The 21,200-nt window shown below is 69.4% G+C and carries 15 protein-coding genes and 4 pseudogenes; 4 read left to right on the top strand and 15 right to left on the bottom strand.

The annotated features are described in order from the left end of the window. The first annotated feature begins 668 nt into the window (after nt 1-668). Together OG819_RS50520 and OG819_RS50515 are read left to right on the top strand one after the other, a co-directional pair. Entirely contained in the window at nt 669-3,080 is a 2,412-nt protein-coding gene (locus OG819_RS50520) for a penicillin acylase family protein (protein ID WP_266656497.1), read from the top strand. Between the two features lie 505 nt (nt 3,081-3,585). Next, nucleotides 3,586-5,196, top strand: coding sequence for a protein kinase (locus tag OG819_RS50515; RefSeq protein WP_266656495.1), 1,611 nt, complete (start codon nt 3,586-3,588; stop codon nt 5,194-5,196). A gap of 45 nt (nt 5,197-5,241) precedes the next feature. Here the strand turns inward: OG819_RS50515 and OG819_RS50510 are convergent, their stop codons facing one another. Continuing rightward, a complete protein-coding gene (locus tag OG819_RS50510; RefSeq protein WP_266656493.1) occupies nt 5,242-5,754 on the bottom strand; it encodes a hypothetical protein in 513 nt (170 codons plus the stop codon). A 1,565-nt stretch (nt 5,755-7,319) separates the two neighbouring features. Between OG819_RS50510 and OG819_RS50505 the strand changes: the two are divergent. Both OG819_RS50505 and OG819_RS58900 read left to right on the top strand, forming a co-directional pair. After that, nucleotides 7,320-7,532: pseudogene (locus tag OG819_RS50505) on the top strand (carboxypeptidase-like regulatory domain-containing protein); the annotation flags it as partial. Between the two features lie 31 nt (nt 7,533-7,563). Then, a pseudogene (locus OG819_RS58900) lies at nt 7,564-8,096 on the top strand (YceI family protein). A 127-nt stretch (nt 8,097-8,223) separates the two neighbouring features. On the opposite strand, the gene chvE reads toward OG819_RS58900, so the two are convergent. From chvE to OG819_RS50425, 14 genes and pseudogenes are all read right to left on the bottom strand, one after another. Beyond that, nucleotides 8,224-9,315 carry a multiple monosaccharide ABC transporter substrate-binding protein gene (chvE, locus tag OG819_RS50490; RefSeq protein WP_266656489.1) on the bottom strand — a complete coding sequence of 364 codons (1,092 nt, stop codon included), beginning with the start codon at nt 9,313-9,315 and terminating at the stop codon, nt 8,224-8,226. Nucleotides 9,316-9,827: 512 nt separating this feature from the next. Beyond that, on the bottom strand, nt 9,828-11,294 hold the full coding sequence (locus tag OG819_RS50485; RefSeq protein ID WP_266656488.1) for a right-handed parallel beta-helix repeat-containing protein: 1,467 nt from the start codon (nt 11,292-11,294) through the stop codon (nt 9,828-9,830). Between the two features lie 757 nt (nt 11,295-12,051). After that, complete coding sequence (locus OG819_RS50480; protein WP_266656487.1) at nt 12,052-12,450, bottom strand: YciI family protein; 399 nt, start codon at nt 12,448-12,450, stop codon at nt 12,052-12,054. A 555-nt stretch (nt 12,451-13,005) separates the two neighbouring features. Then, a complete protein-coding gene (locus tag OG819_RS50475) occupies nt 13,006-13,140 on the bottom strand; it encodes a hypothetical protein (RefSeq protein WP_266656485.1) in 135 nt (44 codons plus the stop codon). 11 nt (nt 13,141-13,151) lie between these two features. Beyond that, nucleotides 13,152-13,298, bottom strand: a pseudogene (locus OG819_RS50470) (transposase); the annotation flags it as partial. Between the two features lie 244 nt (nt 13,299-13,542). Beyond that, nucleotides 13,543-13,956 (bottom strand): annotated as a pseudogene (locus tag OG819_RS50465) (transposase); the annotation flags it as partial. A 38-nt stretch (nt 13,957-13,994) separates the two neighbouring features. Beyond that, nucleotides 13,995-14,810, bottom strand: a complete 816-nt coding sequence (locus tag OG819_RS50460) for an IS3 family transposase (RefSeq protein ID WP_266656557.1) — start codon at nt 14,808-14,810, stop codon at nt 13,995-13,997. Between the two features lie 84 nt (nt 14,811-14,894). Then, on the bottom strand, nt 14,895-15,200 hold the full coding sequence (locus tag OG819_RS50455) for a transposase (RefSeq protein ID WP_266656483.1): 306 nt from the start codon (nt 15,198-15,200) through the stop codon (nt 14,895-14,897). Nucleotides 15,201-15,486: 286 nt separating this feature from the next. After that, entirely contained in the window at nt 15,487-16,710 is a 1,224-nt protein-coding gene (locus OG819_RS50450) for a cytochrome P450 (protein ID WP_266656481.1), read from the bottom strand. Nucleotides 16,711-16,719: 9 nt separating this feature from the next. Beyond that, the gene (locus OG819_RS50445) at nt 16,720-17,937 is read right to left on the bottom strand and encodes a cytochrome P450 (protein WP_266656479.1); all 1,218 of its coding nucleotides are present in this window, start codon (nt 17,935-17,937) and stop codon (nt 16,720-16,722) included. Then, on the bottom strand, nt 17,934-18,482 hold the full coding sequence (locus OG819_RS50440; RefSeq protein ID WP_266656555.1) for an ATP/GTP-binding protein: 549 nt from the start codon (nt 18,480-18,482) through the stop codon (nt 17,934-17,936). Before OG819_RS50440 ends, OG819_RS50445 begins: the two co-directional genes overlap by 4 nt. A gap of 49 nt (nt 18,483-18,531) precedes the next feature. Next, nucleotides 18,532-18,885: a DUF742 domain-containing protein gene (locus tag OG819_RS50435; protein ID WP_266656477.1), complete on the bottom strand. Its 354-nt coding sequence runs from the start codon at nt 18,883-18,885 to the stop codon at nt 18,532-18,534. Further along, entirely contained in the window at nt 18,882-19,304 is a 423-nt protein-coding gene (locus OG819_RS50430) for a roadblock/LC7 domain-containing protein (protein ID WP_266656475.1), read from the bottom strand. Before OG819_RS50430 ends, OG819_RS50435 begins: the two co-directional genes overlap by 4 nt. Before the next feature lie 2 nt (nt 19,305-19,306). Further along, nucleotides 19,307-20,671: an ATP-binding protein gene (locus tag OG819_RS50425; protein WP_266656473.1), complete on the bottom strand. Its 1,365-nt coding sequence runs from the start codon at nt 20,669-20,671 to the stop codon at nt 19,307-19,309. Nucleotides 20,672-21,200: the final 529 nt, after the last annotated feature.

Below are 21,200 nucleotides of genomic sequence, written 5' to 3'. Positions count from 1 at the left end.
AGCCGTAGCCGGTCCGGCTCCCCGGGTGCTGCGCGGACGGTACTTCCGCGCACGGTCCGTACCTGCCCAGCAGTACGACGGCTCCCGCCACCACACCGGCGGACCAACTCTCATAGGGCCCGACCGGCCCCAATTCGAGGACCGGATGAACACTTGACAGCCTCATCCCCGGCGCCGGTGAACGGAGGTCGAGAACGGGAGCCGGACGCGAGGGCGCGCGGGACGACTCCCCGGACTGCCGCGTGCGATGCCGGTGACGAGGGTCGGGGCGAGGGCATCCGGGTCGGTCACGCGGGTCTCGTCGGCTGGTGTCGTCCAGCGGTCGGTATGCGCGTTTCAGGTGGCTGACTCAAGGTTCACCCCGCGCGTCGTTCCAGGTGAGCGTGCCTGCGTCGGTCCGGCGCGAGGCAAGCGGCTGTTCCCGGCCCCCGGCATCCGGAGTGCCGCATGCGGAATTCCGTCAGGTCAGCAGGCGCCCCCAGTCCCGCAGCCGCCGACCGCATCACCACCGACAGGGGCCCAGGTGGGTCGGGGGGTTCGTCGGTCCGGGACCGGCGGAGTGGGGCCGCCTCGGCCCGGGCCGGGAAAGCCGAGTCGGGGGCCACGGAGCTGCGGATGACCGTTGCTACGCTCAACTATCCCCGTTCACCATGATGTTGTGAGGCTCGATGCGTATCCGTATCAGACAGCTTGCCGTCGCGGCTGTCACCCTGCTCACCGGTGCGGCCCTCTTACCCTCGGCAGCGGCCGCTGACCAGAACAGGCAGCGGCAGCCGTCCCAGGACGGTCTGTCCGCCGTCATCCGCTACACCGAGTACGGCATTCCGCACATCGTGGCGAAAGACTACGCGAACCTCGGATTCGGCGACGGCTGGGCGCAGGCGGCCGACCAGGTGTGCACCCTTGCCGACGGCTTCGTGACCGTACGCGGCGAGCGTTCCCGCTACTTCGGTCCCGACGCCGCGCCGGACGGCTCACTGTCGTCGGCCACCACGAACCTCTCCAACGACCTGTACTTCAAGGGCGTACGGGAGGCCGGCACGGTGGAGAAGCTGCTCGCCGAGCCCGCGCCTCAAGGACCGGGGCAGCAGGTCAAGGACCTGATGCGCGGCTGGGCGGCCGGCTACAACGCCTGGCTCCACCAGAATCCCGTCAAGGACCCGGCGTGCCGGGACGCCGCGTGGGTCCGCCCCATCACCGCTGTGGACGTGGCCACGCACGACTTCGCGCTGTCCGTCCTGGGCGGTCAGGGCCGGGGCCTGGACGGCATCACGGCCGCGCAGCCGCCGACATCCGCCACCGGCCCTTCGGCGCCCGACCCGCAACGGACCGCTCGGGCGGCGCGTGAGCTCTTCGCGTCCGAGAACGCGGACATGGGCTCGAACGCGGTTGCCTTCAGAGGCGACACGACCGCGAACGGCCGTGGTCTGCTGCTCGGCAACCCGCACTATCCGTGGCAGGGCGGCCGCCGCTTCTGGCAGTCCCAGCAGACCATTCCCGGAGAACTGAACGTCGCCGGCGGCTCACTGCTGGGCTCGGTGACGGTTTCCATCGGTCACAACGAGCACGCGGCGTGGAGCCACACCGTGGCGACGGGCGTCACGCTCAATCTGCACCAGCTGGCACTGGATCCGGCCGATCCGACGGCCTACCTGGTCGACGGCAAGCCGGAGCGGATGACGAGACGCACCGTGACCGTCGCCGTGAAGGACAGCGCACCGGTGACCCGCACCCAGTGGTGGACCCGGTACGGCCCCGTCGTCACCTCGCTGGGCGCGCAGTTGCCCCTCCCCTGGACCTCCACGACGGCGTACGCGCTCAACGACCCGAACGCGGCGAACCTGCGTGCCTCCGCCACCGAGCTCGGCTTCGCCAAGGCGCACGGCACGGACCAGATCCTCGACTCGTTGCGGCGCAACCAGGGGCTGCCCTGGGCGAACACGATCGCCGCCGATGCGGGCGGCCACTCCCTGTTCACGCAGGCGCAGGTACTGCCGCGCATCACCGACGAGCTCGCACAGCGCTGTTCGACACCGCTCGGCAAGGTCACCTATCCCTCGTCCGGGCTCGCGATCCTCGACGGTTCGCGCAGCGCCTGCGAGCTCGGCAGCGACGCCGACGCCGTGCAACCGGGGATCTTCGGGCCGGGGAAGATGCCGGTGATCAAGGACGCGACGTACGTGGAGAACTCCAACGACAGTGCCTGGCTGGCCAACGCCGACCGACCGCTGACCGGTTACGAGCGGGTGTTCGGCACGATCGGCACCCCGCGGTCGATGCGCACGCGCGGTGCGGTCGACGACGTGACGGCGATGGCCGCGAAGGGCGGACTGACCGTTCGGGACCTCCAGCGGCAGCAGTTCGCGAACCGAGTGCCCGCGGGCGACCTGATCGCCGACGACGCTGCACGCGCCTGTGCCGCTCTCCCGGAGGGCACGGCGAAGGGTACGGACGGCAAGGCCGTGGACGTGACCGAAGCCTGTCCTGTGCTCGAACGGTGGGATCACTCCATGCACACGGACAGCCGGGGGGCGCTGCTCTTCGACCGCTTCTGGCGGAAGCTGACGGCGGCCGTGCCGAGCGACCAGCTCTGGAAAGTCCCGTTCTCGGCGGCGGACCCCGTCCACACGCCAAACACGCTCAACACGGACGCGCCGGGCTTCACCACCGCGCTCGCCGACTCGGTGGCGGAACTGAGGGCTGCCGGCATAGCCCTGGACTCGGCACTGGGCGACCACCAGTTCGTCGTACGCTCCGGTCAGCGCATCCCGGTGCCCGGCGGCACGGAGTCGCTCGGCGTGTGGAACAAGATCGACTCGGTGTGGAACCCGGTGGCCGGCGGCTACTCGGAGGTCACGACCGGCTCCAGCTACATCCAGGCCGTGGGCTGGGACGGGAGCAGCTGCCCCGTGGCCCGTACGCTGCTGACGTACTCCCAGTCCTCGAACCCGGATTCGCCCTACTACAGCGACCAGACGCTGCTGTTCTCCGGCGGGAAGTGGGTGACGTCCCGCTTCTGCGAGGACGACATCCGGTCCGCGCCCGGGCTGCGGGTGGTCCGCGTCGGCGAAAACGGCTGACAGCGAGCGGTTGAAGCAGGAACCTTCCACGACAGGCAGGGGCCTCGCTCGGCCGACTCGCGGCGTCTCCCGTCGTCCCGTTGGACGGGCGAGAAGGCTTGGGTGACCACCGTGCCTGCTCGCCCGTCCGCCGCCGCAACCGCGGGCCGGCCCCGGCGAATGCCCGGTGCGGCGACCGATGGGGACGACGGCGGTGCCGAAGCACCGTGGACCGGGTCACACCGGGGCGAAAGCGGCGGACTCGGTGGGGAGAAGTGCCTGAAGGGACCGACGTCATGACGAGCCAGGTGTGGCGACCGCTCGGGGCTTCCCGGCGCGCGGTCCCGGGGCGGGGGCGTCCCGAAGAGGACGGGAAGGCGCACGGGACCTGCCCACAAGCTGTCGGCGGTGACGCCCGCCGATCGGAGCCCGGAGCGACTCCTGCGGCCCGAAGGGACCGTGCCCACCGCTGTATCAGCCGGTGAACGGTTATGCGAAGGAGATGTGTGCGGAGCATGATGTGTCCATGCACCTCCCTCACAAGATCGGTCGCTACCGAGTCGAACGGCTTCTGGGGACCGGCGCCTTCGCTGTCGTCTGGCTGGCTTACGACGACTCGCTCGACGCGCCGGTCGCGGTCAAGGTGATGACGGAGAACTGGTCATACCGCCTGGACATGCGGGAGCGGTTCCTCACCGAGGCGCGCCTGCTGCGTCAGGCTGCCTCGTCCCGGGTGATCCAGGTCTACGACGTCGGTGAACTGGACGACGGCAGACCGTACTTCGTCATGGAGTACGCCGGCCGCGGCACCTTGGCGGACCGGCTGGCCGACGTCGGCGGCCCCTTGCCGACGGCCGAGGCCCTGCGGCTGGCGACGGAAGCGGCACGGGGAACGGCCGCCTTGCACGAGGCCGGTGTCCTGCACCGGGACGTCAAGCCGTCCAACATCCTGGTCGGGCTGGGGCCCGGCGGCCGAGACCGGGTGCTCATGGGCGACCTCGGTCTCGCCAAGAGCCTCGCCCACGCGTCGAGCCTGACCCTGACCGCTGGTTCCGTCGGCTACATGGCTCCTGAGCAGAGCGATCCGGACGGAGCCGGGATGGACGGCCGGTCCGACGTGTACGGGCTGGGCGCGGTGACGTACGAACTCCTCACCGGCAAGGTGCCGGGCCCGGCCGGCAGTATCGTCCCGCTCCACGAACTGCGACCGGATCTTCCCGCCGCTGTGCAAGGCGTCGTGACCCGCGCCTTGGAGGCCGACCGGGAGCTGCGGTTCGCTTCGGCCGCCCAATTCGCCGATGAACTCAGTTCCGTCATTCAAGAGTTGGTGACGACTGGGTCCGTCCCGGATCCATCGCCCGAGGCTGTGCCGGCCCCTCCGACCGAGCCGACGGAAGCTTCGGACGACGTGCCCGCCTGCGACCCGGCCACCGACGCTCCGCAGCCGCTCCCGCAGGCGGCAGCGCCGGCCGGCACCAGAAGGGCCGTCGCTCCGCGGCGGCGCCTCCTGGTCGCCACCGCGGTGGTCGGGGCCGCGGTGGCTCTCCTGGCCGGCGGGCTCTCGATGCAGGACCGACTCGCATTGCACACTTCCACGGCGGCCCATTCGTCAGCACCCCGGGTGCAGACGAGCAAGCCACCTGCCGACGCGACCATGTCGGCCAAGCCGACCCATGAGCCCTCGCACACCCCCTCACCCAGTCACCGCGGCTCCGAACCGCCACGTCGGACCGGGCACTCCACGACACCGGTCTCGGCATCGCGCAGCCCGTCGCCGTCGAGCAGCCCGTCTGCGTCCGCGAGCCCGAAGCCGCTGTACATCCGTCGCGACCAGCAGCTCATGCCCGGACAGTTCTGGCGCAGCGACAGCAGCACCGTGAACATGCAGGCGGACGGCAACCTCGTCATCCGGGACGAGAAGGGCATGGCCCGCTGGTCGTCGGGGACAGCCGACCGCGGCTACCGGGCGATCATGCAGGCCGACGGCAACTTCGTCGTCTATGACCGAGCAGGGCTGAGCGTCTGGGGCAGTGGAACGGCCGGCCACGACAACGCGGTCCTGTGCCTGCGACCCGATGGAGACGTGACCGTCGAGTACAAGGGCGCCGTGCTCTGGTCCGCGGGTACCGGGCACTGACCGCGCGATGCGCTGTGAACGCGTGATGCGCCGTAGCCGGAACGGTCAGGCCCTCGTACCGGAGGCCCACAGGCTCCTTCCCTTGTACCGGACGGTCACGTTGCCGTCGTTTTGCAGGCTGAGAAACGCACCGTCGTGACCGGCCGTGCCGGTGCTCCAGATGCCCCGGCTCGACCGGTCATAGACGACGAAGTTACCGTCGGCCTGCATGATCGCCCGGTAGCCCACGCCATTCGTCCTGGTCGACCAGAGTCCGTGACGGTCGTTGTCGTAGATGACGAAGTTCCCGTCCGTCTGCATCGTCAGGGTGATGCGGTTGGTGTGCCAGGACTGGCCAGGGAAGAGCTGCTCGTCGTGGTGCACGTACAGCGTCGTTCCCTTGGACGTGGCGCTCGTGACCTCGGCGGAGCGAGCGGCCGGGGCATGCGCGCGCCGTCCGGAGGGCGGCTTCGCCGGGGGGGCCATGGCCACGCCGACGCCGGGGGTGAGATCCGAGCGTGACCGGCTCCCGGGCTTCGGCGGGTACGTCGACTTGATGTCACCGTCGAAGATCCGCACGGACGCCGACGGCTGATCCGGCGAGTGGTCCTTGGGCCCGGCCGGTACATATGCCTCGGGCGCGGGGCCCGCTGGCTCTGCGCCGGTCGTGTGCTTCTCCTGAGGAGCGTCGCTCGTGGAGACGGACGTCAGAACGAACGGTGCTCCCAGCAGCAGAGTGCCGAGCAGTACAGCACCGGCAGCCTGGGGGGTGCGCAGGCGGGGGAAGCGTTGCGGCGAGCCGGGCGGCTCGGGGGCTGGACCGGCGGAGACCGCATCCCCGAAATGCCGCCTGAGGAGGCCACCGCTGAGCAGCCCCGTGCCACGGTCAGCTGCACCCGCCTCTGATGCAGCGGGGGCTGATTGAGCCGCAGCGCCCGGCTTGAGTCTCGCCCGCGCCGAAGCGAGGGCGGCGAACGTGCCGATCCACTTGTGTACCGCCTGTTTCTCCTGCTCCGGGGACTTCGTTTCCTCCGGAACAGACTGCTCAGCCGGGCGACCCCGCGTCTCGCCCGGTTGGGCTACGGCCGCAACCGTCTCCGGTAGCGGTTCCGCGGGCGCCGCCTCATCCGGGCCGCGAGCTTCCGTCGGCTTTCCGGGAGCGGACTCCGCGGGTACCGACACCTCCTCAGGCGGCGCCCATGGCAAGGGCTGGTGCCACACCGCGGGAGAGTCAGGCGAACCTTCGTTCTCGGTCGCGGGTTGTGCCTCTGCCATCTCCGAGTCCCTCTCTAGTAGTCGCTGATCGTGCGGCTCGTGCACCGGGCCGGGTCTGCCCATGCCGAGCGGACGGGCGACGCCCGGCACGGCACCTGGCCGCGTAGGACGGCCGATCCTCCACCGTGCGAGGCCACCCACCGGACGCCGCCCGCTGTTTCCGACGCACATGGCCGGCCCGGCCGAGGGGCGAGGACCGTGTGAAACGCCATGCCTCCTGGTGCCGGCAGCCGACACGCCGTACCGGCCGCAGCCCTCGGTGACATCCGGGGAAGCGGGCCTCACATCGTCGGTTGGACGGGCTGTGTACGGACAAAGGGATGTCACTCCTCCTTCCCTCGGCAAGGTCCGGCACCCTCGTTCTCCGACGGTTTCACGGAAGGTCAAGTCGCCACGCAGCACGGGTCTCTCACCGTGGGGGTGGAGCGGCCTGCTGGAGGACCACACAGGGAGGGTCGGCCACGCGTACTGCCAGGGGAGCGGCGCGCAACCGACCTGAGCCCCAACCGTAGGACACCTGGCCGCCGTGCCGCGGCCCTCGGGGCAGGTCCGGGTCCGAAAGGGCGAGCCGTCGGCCCACCTGGGACCTCCGCCGAGGCCGGCACGTTTTTTACGGTCGCCCGTTCAGGCATCTCAACGGGCCCGAAAGGGCCCGCCTTGCGGATGCCTGCCGGTCCGGCGAACCCGAGCCGGTTCAATGGGGCCGCAGCAGGCCCGGCGTTCGAGCACTGTGCGAGGACGTCTCGGCCCGGCAGTGTCGTCCCCCGTCGCTGCCGGGCCGTCGGGGGATCAGTGCGGGGGACCGCGCGGAGAGGTGTCGGCTCTCCCGGGCGGAGCGGCTGCCGACGGGTCGTCGCGAGGAAGGTCGGATGCCCGAGGACGAGGGCCGGGTGGAATGCCAGGTGGTGGATCCGGTGGGGCCGCCGATACCGGCGGCGGTTACCGTTCTCGACCAGGCAGGGCGGCACCTGGTGGAAGGCGGTACCGACGCCTACGGACTGTTCACCGCTGCCGTGCCGCCCGGCGCCTACCAGCTGTCCGTGACCTGCGACGGTTTCCAGCCGCACCATACTTCGGTCCAGGTGTTCCCGGGGCGCGAGTGCGCCGGCCGGGGTGATCGGCTTGGTTGCAGCGCCGCTGCCGCTTGCCCCGGAACCGGGTCGCTGGGACACCGACCCCGACCACACCGCTATTTGGTTCATCGCGCGGCACATCGGCCTTGCCGAGATCCACGGCCGGTTCAACCGATTCTCCGGCAGCCTGTGGATCGCCGAGCGGATACGGGACTCCCAGATCGAGGTACACATCGAGGCGGACAGCATCGACACCGGCGTCCCCAGGAGAGACGACCACCTGCGCTCGTCCGACTTCCTCGACGTGGCCGTCTATCCCTATCTGAACTTCAACTGCGCGGCGTGGCCCGCACCGTGAAGCTGGACACCACCTACCTCGGGCTCGGCACAGGCATGGAAGGCGAGCCGCGCGCGGCCTGCAAGGCTGTCACCGAACTGCACCGCGAGGACTTCACCCTCACCTGGCAGAAGATGCTCGCCCACGGCATCGCAGCCATCGGCACCACCATCCGCATCGAGCTCGACATCCAGGTCGTCCGTCCCCCGCAGGCGGGTCTGCTCGCGCCCAGGTGAGAAAAGGGGCATCCGCCGGCCGCAAGCGCCACGGTTGGCCGGGCTGGAGGTGCGCCGACCGGTGGGGCTACTGAGCGTTCTGTGCATACCGAGCGCGGCCCCCACCCAGGGGCGCCATGGTGTACGGCTACTTGAGCTCGGCGTCGGTGTAGTAGCCGCCCGCGACAAGAGCAACCTCATAGTTGGTCTTGTCGACGCTCGTTGGCTGCAGCAAGTAGGCGGGCACGGTCTTGACGCCGTTGTTGTAGGTGCTGGTGTCGTTGACCTTCACCGGCTGGTCAGTGAGTACGTCGTCGACCATGCTCGCCGCGACCTCCGCGAGCTCGCGGGTGTCCTTGTAGACAGTCTGTGTCTGCTCGCCTGCGAGGATTGACTTCACCGAGGCCAGTTCCGCGTCCTGACCGGTGATGACCGGGAGGGGCTTGCCGGCGGAGCCGTAGTCGTCCGACTTCAGCGCAGACAGGACGCCGATGGAAATGCCGTCGTACGGCGACAGGACCGCGTCGACCTTCCTGCTCCTGTACGACTTGGTGAGGATGTCGTCCATGCGTTTCTGCGCGGTCCCGCCGTCCCAGCGCAGGGTGGTGACCTGGTTGAGCGCGGTCTGCCCGGACGGGACGACTAGCTGTTTGCTGTCCAGATACGGCTGCAGGAGGTGCATCGCGCCGTCGAAGAAGTACTTGGTGTTGTTGTCGTCGCTGGAGCCGGCGAACAGCTCGATGTTGAACGGGCCCTTGCCGTGCTCCAGGCCGAGCTTGTCGATGATGTAGCGGGCCTGGAGCCGGCCGACCTGATCGTTGTCGAAGGAGGCGTAGTAGTCGACGTTCTTGGTGCCGAGGATAAGCCGGTCGTAGGAGATCACCGGTATCTTGGCCGCAGCGGCCTGCTGGAGAACGTTGTTGAGCGACTTGTTGTCGATGGCCGCGATGATCAGCGCATCAACGCCCTGCGCGATCAGGTTCTCGATCTGTGAGACCTGGGTCCGCGGGTCGTCCTCGCCGTAGACCAGTTTGGACTTGTATCCCTTGGCCTGCAGGTCCGTGACGACGTTGTTGCCGTCCGCGATCCAGCGCTCGGAGGCCTTCGTCGGCATGGCAATGCCGATGGTGCCACCCTTGGGGCTGCCCTCGCTGCTGTTCTCGCCGCCGCAGGCGGACAAGGTGAGGGAGACGGAGACAGCTCCGGCAATGGCAGCGAGGGAGGCTCTGCGGTTGTGCATGGTGATCGTCCCTTGTTCTGCTCGTCGTTGAGAGGCGACGGCGTATCAGGTGTTTCCAGGGAAGCGACGGAACGGGCCGGGTAGCCGGCGAGCAGGCCGAGAGTGAGGGGTGGTCATGCCCATGCAGCAATCCCGCTGACGGGCGCCGTACGGGTAGATCCCGGGCGCCCCGGACAGCCGGCAACTTCAGTTAGAGCCATGCGCTGCAGCGGATCCGCTCGGCGACCTCATAGATCCGCACGTAGCCGCTGAGGTCATCGGGGCCTTAGTGCACATCTACGTGCGAGTTAACTACATCTGGATTGCGATGCAGTGATGGTTAGTGAGGTCGCTCGGCAAATTACTGGGGCTGGTACTCACCTCTAGCCGCAGCCAGCCGACTGCCCCTGGTCCGCGCTGCCGCTCAACAGCTGCACCACCCAGACAGCCGCCGACTGCCAGGGCCTACCCGCGGTTCCGGGCAGGGCACCCCCGGACCCGCGGGGTCTTCTCGTGCCGGGTGAAGGGTAGGTTCAAGAGGCGGACGTACGTCGTTTGCGAGCCGTCAGCCACAGTCCGGCGCCCACGCCCAGAAACGCCGCAGCCCCGAGGAACATGACACCAAGATTGCCCGAGGCACCAGTCTCGGCCAGGGGAGACTTGGCCGACTGTGCGGCCAGACCGGACGCGGTGCCGCCGGAGGCCCTGGTTGTCGGTGTCGAGAGTGGGGCGGCACCACCGTTCGTGGTCGGCTCCGCCGCGCGGCTCGCCGGAGTTGCGGAGGACTTGGCAGGAGAAGCCGGTCCTTCCGTCACGCCCAGGAGATAGTGGAGGGTCGCAGGCCGGAACTCCGATTGGAAGTTCCCTGCCCGGGCGTCGAATTGGAACCCGGCGGGCTGAGAGTTGTGCCCTCCGCAACCGTCACCGGCCACACCCACGTGCTGCGCCTGGTCCTTGTTGCCGGTCACGGTCCAGTCCCGCACGCCACTGGCCGCGTAGCCGTACCCGAAGTGCGCTCCGGTCAGGGTGTTGTCCTTCACCGTGCCGCCGTACACGGTGTCGGTGGGGCAGTCCCACACCTGCGAGCCCATGGCGATGCCCACCTTGATGAACGCGCCCTTGGCGTCGATGGTGTTGTCCCGGACCACGGTGCCGGTGTAGTTGCCGTCGGTGGGGTAGTAGTCGACCATGTTGATGCCACCCAGCAGAGTGCGCGTCCGGGCGGTGACGGTGTTGTGCTGGATGGTCGAGCCGGGAGCACCGAAGATGACGATGCCGCCGTCGGTGGCATCGGTGACGGTGTTGTCTTCCACCAGGCTGTGACCGCAGTCAAGTGAGATCCCGTCGGCCCATTTCCGGTCCTTGTCCGAGCCCGAAGGGCCGACGGTGTTGTCTACGATCCGTCCGTTCTGGCATGTCGGCGTCGAGTCGTGAATTTTCCCCCCGGCGAAGTGAATGCCCGACCAGGACCTGGTGTCGTGGACGTACACGCCCTCCACCACCTGGTTGTTGGTGCCACCCATCTCCACCAGCGCTCCGCCCTGGGCCCACCCCAGTCGGTCGCGGTCTCCGTCGACCTCGATATTCCGGACGGCCGCACCCTCCTGGTAGTAGCCCATCACCGCGTTCGTCAGCGACGCGTCGGCCACCCGGAGAACCGCCCGGGACGCGCCGGTGGGACGACCCTGCGTGTAGAGCTGCTGACGCGGGGCGGTGAACCTGACCTCATGGTGCAGCGAGAAGACCGCCCCCGGGCACAGGACCGCCTGGGCGCCCTCTCCGACGAGCGCGGCGTTGATGGCTTCCTCGGTACCGGACGCGATGCATCCAGGGCTCTTCTGCACGGTCGCGGGCGTATTCCCGGGTGCCCCGTAGGCGAGTCCCGGGCCGCCGACGAGCACGGTGGCAGCGGCGACGGTGAGAAAGCGGCGGAAGCTTCCGGACCTGCGGCGAGCGGCCGGGAGGGTGCCTGCGCGATGGACGCTGAGCGAACGAGGCACCCTGGAAACTTTGCCGAAGGAAATGGGATGCATCCCGGCAGCGTAGCCACGTACTCGAGCCCCGGAAGCCTCCACGGGCGCGACAGGAGACTTTCGGGAACGCCATGTGACCCCAAAGACCCTTCACCCCCTCGGCCGGTTCACCGGAGCACCGACCCGCGGCCAGTGCGACGGCCCGTGCCCACGCCGTGCGGGTGGCCGAAGTCGCTGCGGCCGCAGGGCTGCTCGCCGGCCTCTTCCGGCAGCACGCGTCCCGCTCCGGGGCCCGCACGTACGTGCCCCGGTTCGCATCGTCTGGTCCGTCCGCCCGGCTCATCGGGGGCCAAATCAACAGGGTGGCACGGGTGAAGCCGTAGCCGACGGCGACTGCTTGGTGAGGGGCGGTCAGAAAGCAGCGTGTGCTCCAGGGTGGCCCTTCTTGTCAGGGACGACACAGCCAGGCACGGCGAGCTCGCATCCCGTCGGATGCTCGCCTCGCCTGAGCTGGGCCGGACGGGCCGGACTGTCCCCGTCGATGCCGGGCCGAGTGGGAGGGCTGCCGTGTTGGTGACACGCCTGCGGGTCTTCGTGATACGACGGTCCCGCACAGCTTCGAGGGCAAGGGCACAGGAGGACGAGCACCTCGACGGCCGGCACGTCTTCCACCTCGTCGGCTGCCATCTGCACCGGCTTGAGCCCGAATCCCGGACGACTCAGCGTTCGATCTTGCTGAGCCAACCGCAACCCCCGTGACGGGCCAGTGAGGTGGAAACATCCGTCAGGACTTCGCCCCGTCAGGGACGACTACGTGATTGAGCAGCCACGGACGCAGCTCGTATTGCCGGGCGCCGCTCGCGTGCATCGGATCCGCCTCGGCGATGGCGTGCGCCGCGGCGAGTGACTGCGCCGTGAAGATGATCATGCCGTGGCCCGACCACGGGTCAGAGCCGACCTCGGACAGCATCGGGCCGCCGGCGAACATAACACTCTCTTCCTCCAACTTGGCCCAGTAGTCCAGATGCGCCTGGACTGCCTCCATCACCGCTGCCATGCCCACGTCAGCGGGGAAGGTGGACATGACGAACATGGGCATGCACAGCAAGTGATGCCGCTGGCTGAGCGCAACAAGGTCGTCGCTCGTCGGCACCGGCTCGACGGTCGGTTCAACTTCGGTCACGTCGATCTCCTCACGCCTGAACGGATGGCGCTCGAGTAAGCACCCACCTGTTTAGTCAAGCACTCAACTTATGCTTGCGCAAGAATTGATTGACGGATATTTCTGTGCCCGGTCACCGCGCGAACGGTGCGAAGCACGGCGCGTTCACAGGCACCGCAGGAGTGAACCAACAGGTTGGGGCTTACCGGCCGTCGGCCGAGTGCGGGACACCAGCCCGGGATCGGGAAGCCCAAGCGCGCGGTGTCACGCGCCGTATCGCCAACGAACATGGAGAGGGCCTTGCACCGACCGAGCCTCACATCCACGAAGACGCTCGGTCGCCACTGGGTGGCGCCGACGGCGGACCTGGCGTAGGGCGCAGACAGCGAAGCCGAGCCGATAGCGCATGTTCCGGCACTGAGTGCTTCAAGGCGCACCCACAAGTGCCGCGCGCTTCATGCTGGACGATCCGGTGTCGCGGGGCCAGGAGCTACCGCCGACCCGGTGGATATTCCGGAGGCATAGGAGCGGCGCGATGGCTGGCTGAAGTTCCCTCGGGGCCTGGACAGCGGGTGTTTACGCTGCGGGGGTGAGGTCCTGCCTGAGCAAGGTCCTCGTTTCGAGCGGGGTGACGTAGCCGTACTCGGGATGCCTGCGGAGTCGGCTGCGGTTGTACTCGATCTCGATGACCCTGTTGCCCAATTGGTCCATGTGGCGAGTTCGAGGGCCGCGAGCCGGGAGGTTCTGGTCTGGGCGAGCGGGGTGCCGGTCCACCAGGCGTCGAGCCGGATCAAGTTGACTGCAGTGGCTGTCAGGACATGGCCGAGGTGTGTTTTGGCTAGGCCGCGATAGCGGGTGCGGCGCATACCGCCGACGGCGACGGCTTGTCGGGTAGCGGCGGCGCGTTGCCGCGCCGCCGCCCCCTAAGAACCGTGCGGGCGGGTTGGCCCCGCACACGGCTCAAGCAGGCCCTATGGCTCACTGGCAGGCAGAAGTACGGTCCCATTGCCGGTGTCGGCGATGAGCTGTCGTCGGCAGTGGGCGTGCAGGAGTTGGGCGGGTGGTTCGTCCGGCTTGCCCGGCCCGGTGATGACGATCGCCTTGCGGGTGATCCCCTCCGGCGCTGACCAGGCCCTGACCGGCCAGGCGCTCCAGCAGCAGGTCCAGCACCCGCTCCTCCAGGCCGTGGTCCAGCAGCCGTTGCCGGAACCCGGTCAGCACCGTGAAGTCGAAGCCGGGATCGGTGAGCTCCAGTCCCAGCAGGTACTTCACGTCGATCCTGGCCCGCACCGCGTGCGCTGCCTGTCGGTCCGTCAGGTTCTCAACGAATTGCAGCACGCTTACCAGGGCGAGCTGTCCGGGCGAGATGCCAGGCCGGCCGCGGCCTCCGAACGCCTCGCGGAACTCCTCGTTCGAGAAGACTGACCCGAGTTGGTCACGGATCCGCATTGCAAGACACCCCTTCGGGAACGCAGCATGTGCGACCGCACTCGTTCCATCCGGAACACCGACAGAAGCCGATCCCATCGACACAGCCGCCACCCCCTGTCGTAGGGCGACCCCATTCACGCGCCCCTGACCAGCAGGATCCGTCTCGCCGCCTGCCTCCGACCGAGTGATCGACGCAAATTCCCTCGAATTGGGCAACAGGGTCTCTCGATGTAGCGGAAGACGTCGGCCCGGGCAGCCTCGCGGGTCTCCCAGACGGTGGTACCGATCTCCGCTTTGAGGACGGCGAACCAGCTTTCCGCAGCAGCGTTATCGTAACAAGAGCCGACACGTCCCATCGACTGCCTCATGCGCAACTGGCGTATCTCGGCTCGGAATTCGTCACTTGTGTATTCGCTGCCGCGGTCGGTGTGCATGATGCAGTCGCCCTCCAGGCCACCGCGTCCGGCCGCCATCCGCAGGGCAGCGACCGGCAGCTCGGCGCGGTGGTGGCCGGCCATCGCCCAGCCGATCACCTCCCGCGTCGCGAGATCGATGCAGGTCGCCAGATACAACTTCCCTTCCAGAGTGACGAGTTCGGTCATGTCACCAACCAGCCGCATCCCGGGGCGGGGTGCGGTGAAGTCCCGGCCGATCAGGTCGGCGGCGAACACCGCCCGCTTTGCCTGCCGGGTCAGGCCCCGACGCCGACGGCGGGTGATCCCGACGATCCGGTGCTTGCGCATCAGCCGCTCGACCTTCTTCGGGTTCACCGCCCGCCCGGTCCGCCGCAGGGCGGCGTGAATCCGCGGGGCTCCGTAGGCGCCGCGTGATCCGGCGTGGAGCACGCGGATCTCGTCCACGAGGCGCTCCTCCTCGCGCCGTGCGGCCCGCCGCGCCGACGCGGCCGCCCGGTGCGCGTAGTAGGTAGAGCGCGGGCACTCCCAGTGCACGGCACAGCAGCGCCACGCTGTGACCTGCAAGACGGCCGTCCGATGCCTTCTCCGCGTCGATGAAGCGGCACCGCGCGGCGGTGTCTACCTCATCTTGTCCTGCGCGAAGAAGGCGGTCGCTTTTCCCAGGATGTCGACCGTCTTCTCCAGCTCGCGGACCTTGCGCCGCAGTTGGGCGAGTTCTTCCCGCTCGGCGCTGGTCAGAGCCCCGGCAGGCCCCTCGCCCCGATCGGCCTTGGCCTGCTTCACCCAGCCACGCAGACCCTCCGGACTCACCCCCAGGTCCCGGGCGACCTCGGTGACCGTCTTGTCCGACGACAACGCCAGCGCGACGGCATCCCGCTTGAACTCCGCCGTGTACCGCTTGCTCGTATTGCTCTTCTTGCTCACTACCTGTGACTGCTTCCTCCGGGACCTTCCGTCCCAGTATCAGGCTGTCCAGGTCAAAGGGGGAGCGTCACGTCGCGGCTTTCCCATCGGATGCGCGGGCGACGGAAGCCGTGCAGCCAGGCAATCCTGACCGGGCAGCACAGAGGAAGGGGCCGCGCCTGACCGGTGGTTGACGTCCGACGCGGTGGCCTGCAGACGGACGGCGTACCCGGTCAGGCGCAGGGGCCCCGCCCGTGCGGGCGCGAGCGTGGACGTTCGACGGGCCGGCTTGCGCGAGGGCAGGTGCTCAGTGGGTGTGGAGATGCACCGGGAGTCGCTGGTGGCCGTTGCTGATCAGGGAGCCGACGGGCCGAAGTTCACCGGCCGGCTCGGCGAGGCGGATGCCGGGGAAGCGGTCGAAGAGGCTCTGGAGCACGAGGGTGACCTCGAGGCGGGCGAGGGGTGCGCCGAGGCAGAAGTGGACGCCGTGGCCGAAGGCGAGGTGGTCCTTGACCGTGCGGGCCGCGTCGAACGTGTCGGCGTCGCTGTGCCAGTCGGGGTGACGGTTGGCCGCCGCGTAGGAGGTGAGGATCGCCTCACCGCGGGCGATGGTCTGCCCGTCGGGCAGAGGGATGTCCGTGACGGCGTACCGAAGCGGCAGGTGCTTCACGGCGGGTTCGTGGCGCAGCGTCTCCTCGACTACGTCCTCCCAGGTGACCGCCCCCTTGCGGACCAACTCCAGTTGGTCGGGACGGGTCAGCAGGGTGTACACGGCCTGGTCGATCACGTTGACGGTGGTCTCGTACCCGGCGCTGATCATCAGCAGCATTGTGTCGCGCAGCTCGTCGGGCCCGAGGCGGGCGCCGTCGCCCTCGTCGTCCCGCGCGGCGATCAGCAGGGACGTCATGTCGTCGCCCGGGACGCTGCGCTTTGCGGCGATGAGCTCGTCCAGGTGCCCGTACACACGGGCGGTGTTGGTCTGTGCCTCCGCGGGGCTCAGCGTGGTGTCGAAGACACCGTCCACGACGACGCGGAAGTCGCCCCGCTGGCTCTCCGGCACACCCATGAGGTGGCTGATCACCCCGATGGGCAGCGGGTAGGCGAGTTCTTGGCGCAGATCGACCGGCTCCTGCGCGGGGAGCGACGCGAGGCGGTCCACCAGCCGGGTCACCATCTCCTCGACGGTCGGCTTCATGGCGGCGATGCGGCGGGAACTGAAGGCTGGTGCCACCATCTGGCGCAGCCTGCGGTGCTTGGGGCCGTACGCGGTGAACATGTTCTCCACCGCGACCCACAGGGCGAGTGGCCAGGTGCTGACCGCCTGCTCGAAGCCGGGCCAGTGCGCGCGGGCGTCCTTGGAGACGTCGGTGCTGGTGAGCAGCTGTTTGAGCAGAACGGGGTCGGTCACCGACCAGGCTTCCACGCCGAGTACGTCCACCCGGGTGGCCGGGCCGCGGGCGCGCAGGGCACGGTGCTCCGCGTGGTGGTCGGCACCCGTGGGATCGAGGACGAGCGGAGGCTGCTGGGCCATGGCGGCTCCTTAGCGTGCGGGAAATACGACGGGCAGGGCTTCCAGGGCACGGTCGAACGGGCCGGGGCGCCACGTGAGCTCGGTGACGGGGCGGGCGAGGTCCGTCTCGGGCAGCGCGTCGAGGAGATAGGTGACCGCGGTCTCCGCGATGAGGTAGGCATGCGAGCGGGCGGGACAGGTGTGCGGGCCGACGCTCCAGGCGAGGTGGGCGCGGTTGCCCGTGAGGCGGCCCTCGGATACGCCCTCGGTGAGGGCCGGGTCGTTGTTGGCGGCCGCCATGGAGATCACGACCGGCTGGTCGGCGGGCAGGAGCACCCCGTCCACGTCGATCGGATACGGCGGATACGAGACGCAGAAGTTCGCCATGGGCGGGTCGGTGTACAGCACGGTGTCCAGGGCGTCGCGCACCGTGGACAGCCCGGCGTGCAGGTCGGCGGAGAGCTCCTCGTCGGTGAGGATCTTCAGGATGGTGTTGCTGATCAGGTTGGTCAGCGGCCCGATCCCCGCGCCGTAGAGCGTGGTGAGCTGGTGGCCCAGCTCCTCTTCGGTGAGGTGCGCGGGGTGGGCGATAAGCCGGGAGGTGATGTCGTCACCGGGGTGCTGTCGGCGCAGGGCCACGAGGTCGAGGACGGCCTGGTCGAGGATCTGGTTGCCGCGTTCGGCGTCGGTGGTCTCGAGGATCTTCACACTGCCGTCGGCGATGCGTCGGCCGATCTCGTCCGGGCAGCCCAGCAGCGCGCTGAGGACGCGGAAGGCGATGGGGAACGAGTACTGGATGAGCAGATCGGCCTCGCCCGCCGCGCGGAATTCACCGATGGCACTGGAGGCGACCTTCTCGACGAGGGCCCGCAACTCGTGCTGGTCGACCGCGTCGATGGCGGTGGTGTTCGCGGCACGGTAGCGGGCGTGCTCGGCGCCGCCGGAACGCAGCGCGTTGGGACGCCACTCCATCATCGGCCGCACCGGGCATGACGCGGGGATCAGCTTCTCCCAGGCCCGGGGGTCGGCGGGGAAGTGCAGCGGGTCGTTGAGGATGCGGCGGGCCTGGTAGTAGCCGATCACCAGGGTCGCGGGCACACCGGGAGCCAGCTCCACGGGGACGAGCGGGCCGTGGGCGCGGCGCATCTGCCGGTACATGGCGTGCGGGTCGGCGGCGAACTCGGGTGTGTAGAGGGCGATCCGGTTCGGCGGGCTCGTCGGCGTGGACTCAGCGGAAGGCATCGTCATCGGCGGGGCTCCAGGGGGTCGGCTGAGCGGCGCTCGGAGAGATACTCGGTGAGCGTGATCAGGGCATGCAAGGAGGACGTGCGGTTGCGGGCGTCGCAGACAGTCAGGGGAGTGAAGGGTTCGAGGGCGAGGGCCTGGCGCAGCTCGGCCTCGGGGTAACTCGGGGCGTCGGGGAAGGCGTTGATGGCGACGGCATAGGGCACGCCCCCGCTGTCCAGGAGACCGAGTGCGTCGTGGGAGGCGTCGAGGTTGCGGGTGTCGGCCAGGACCAGACAGCCCAGCGCGCCTTCGGCCAGGTCCTCCCACAGGGGCCGGAACCGGGACTGCCCCGGCAGCCCGAAGAGATACAGCGCGATCCTGCCGCCGGCAATGTGGATGCGGCCGAAGTCCATCGCCACGGTGGTCGTGGTCTTGTGCGGAGTGCCGCGCAGATCGTCCACACCGACGCTGGCCTGCGTGATGGGTTCCTCCATCCGCAGCGGCTTCACTTCCGAGACACTGCCGATGAACGTCGTCTTGCCGACGCCGAAGCCCCCCGCGACCACGATCTTGGCCGACCGCGTCACCGTGGCCGGGACGTAGGTGACGGACGGGTCAGACCAGGGAGCGTAGTCCACGGAGTACCTCCTGCAGCAGGTCGAAGTCGGGCTGGTGGCCGGTCGCGGCGACCGGGCTGGACAGGTGGCCGGAGTCCATCAGCGAGGAGACGAGAATGCGCACCGTCGAGGGCGGCAACTCCAGTGCGGCGGCGATGTCGGCGACGGCCAGGCCGCCCCCCGCGCCGCCGAACAGGCGCATCACCCGGCGGGCATCCGGGCCGAGGGCGTCCGTGGGACCGGTCGCGGCGACGACCACGCTCTCCAGGCGCACATCGTCCCGGGCGCGGACCTGCCCGCCCGTGCGGACGTAGGGCCTGACCATGTCGGGGTCACGCCGCGGCCCCGTCATGCCGGCGAGCCGCCTTCCCCGGTGGGCAGGCGATCGGCGGTGGTCATCTCGTGCCCCACCCGGCTGGCCAGCCGCACCATGTGATGGGAGATCAGCCCGACGTCGGCGTCGGGCCCGGTGGTGCACACCGACAGCATGGTGTTCTTCGCGGCGGTGGTCGTCAGGCCGATGCAGCCGACCGACTCGATCAGCAGCTGGCGCATGCCCTCGCCGCCGGTGAACTCATCCCACGCCTTGCCCGCGGCCCGCAGCGCGGCCGTCAGGGCGGCGAACTTCTCCCCGTCGTCCTGGCTGATCGTCTCGGTCCGGGCCCTCAACAGTCCGTCGCTGCTCATCAGTACGGCGTAGCGGACGCCTTCGACGGTGCCGAGTTCCTGGTCGAGCAGCCAGCCCAGGCTGTTGGAGTGTGTGTCTCGCACGGTCAGTGTCCTTCGTCGTGTGCAGCGTCGTGGCCAGCGGAGGTCTGGGAGGGCTCGCCCTGTCGGCCGTGGCGGCTTCCCTCGGCCCAGGCCGCGGCGACAGCCGGACGGCCGGGCTCGGCAGCGGTGGGCTCTGCCGTGCGCCGGGACACCGCGGGAGCCGCGGAGCGCCGGCGCACGGTCAGGCCGCTGGCGGTGGTGGTCGCCGGGGCGGCGGGCAGTTCGGGTTCCACGGCGGCGTCCGAGGGCACGGGAGAGGCGACGGGTTCGGCCGGCGTGGGCTTGGTGAGCAGGTTCTTCGGCAGTACGAGCATGGCTCGCGTGCCCTGATAGATGTTCGGTGCGGTCAGCTCGACGCGGAAGCCGTAGTCCTCCGCCAGCACGGACGCCACGCGCAGCCCGGTCTGGGGGTGGGCGCCCAGGCGGGTGATGTCGTTGCGCTGCTTGCCGGACATCACGTCGCTGGCCCACAGCAGGCGCTCGTCGTCCATGCGCAGTCCGGCGTCGTCGATGATCAGGAAGCAGGCGTGGTGGCCCTGTTCGAGAGAGACGTGGACACTGGCGGAGGGCGGGGAGTAGCGCAGCGCGTTGTCCAGCAGCACGGCCAGGGCGTGTACGACCGCCTCCACCGCGCGGCCCTCGACCGCGACGGATCCCATCTCCGGGTGCTTGATCCGCTCGTATCCCTCGATCCGGCCCATCGCGGCCTGCACGATGTCGGTGAGCGTGGTGGCGGGCCAGCGCCGGGAGAGCTTGTCCCCGGCGAGTACGGCATACCCCGAGGCGGTGAGCAGCATCTGCTGCGCGAGGTGGTCGATCTCCACCAGCGTCGCGTACGCCTCGTCCGAGACATGCCGCCGCACACCGTGGCTGACGGTCCGGCCGAGCATCGCCGCCCGCGCCACCACGTTGTTCGCGAAGCCGCGCACGGCGGCCCGGGCCACGCCCACGGACTCCTGTCGCACCTGCGCGACCCGCCGCTCGACGTCCTGACGGACCTGATCGGCGGCTTGGGCGGCAGCCGTCCGCTCCTGAGTCCGGACCTGTTCCACCGCAGAGGCAACAGCACCAGGCAGGGCGCGTAGCCGCTCGGCGAGCTGAGTGCCGTCGAGATGCGGCGGTACGACGAGTTCGCCCCCCGGACCGCCGCTGCCCGGCCTGCCGCCCACAGCCGCAGGAACCACGGTGGCCGCGACGTACCCCACGCACTGTTCCGCCGCGAGGAGTTGCTGTGTGAGCAGGTCGGCATGCCGACGCAGAAGCTCGGCCTGGCGTTCGGCCCGGTCGCGTTTGCGCCGGAAGTGCCATGCGGAACCGACGCCGGCCAACGTCAGCAACGTGGCGGCGCTCAGTATGAGTTCGGTCATCAGGTCCTCAGATGGGGAAGCCGTCGGTGTGCGGGGTGTGTGTGCGGGGCGGCGCCGGGGCGGGCACAGCCGCGGCTGGGCTGAACGGGTCCGATGCTGCGAAGCGGAGCCGGGCGAAGGCGGCGGATGTGTGCGGCGCAAGCAGCCCGAGGGGAGCAGGCACCGAACCGGCGTCCTTGCTCGGAACGGCCTCCCTCGACAAACACTCGCCGACGTGCCCGATCACGGCGGGCAGCCTCAACAGGCCGGAACGAGTCAGCGTCTTCAGGACCGCCGCTGAGGGGCACAGCGGCGGCCCTCGACGCCTTTGCGCAGCACCGCCCGGGATCGTGCCCGCGTTAAGCGTCCCAGGGCCGAGGACCCATCGATGCGGGCAACGGTGAGGGCGGCCGACATGAATCTCCTGGGAACGGACGAGGGCGTGCATGAGCAGGGGTCGACGACGGGGCGGGCTGAGGGCAGCACGGGATCGTGCCATGACTGCCCCGGAAGTCCTGGGTCCGCTAGTGGCGTTCGGCAAGGGACCATA

It is taken from the genome of Streptomyces sp. NBC_01549 (assembly GCF_026339955.1).
Taxonomy (GTDB): Bacteria; Actinomycetota; Actinomycetes; order Streptomycetales; family Streptomycetaceae; genus Streptomyces.
Note: the sequence above shows the minus strand (reverse complement) of the source record. Positions and strands in the feature narration are given on the sequence as shown.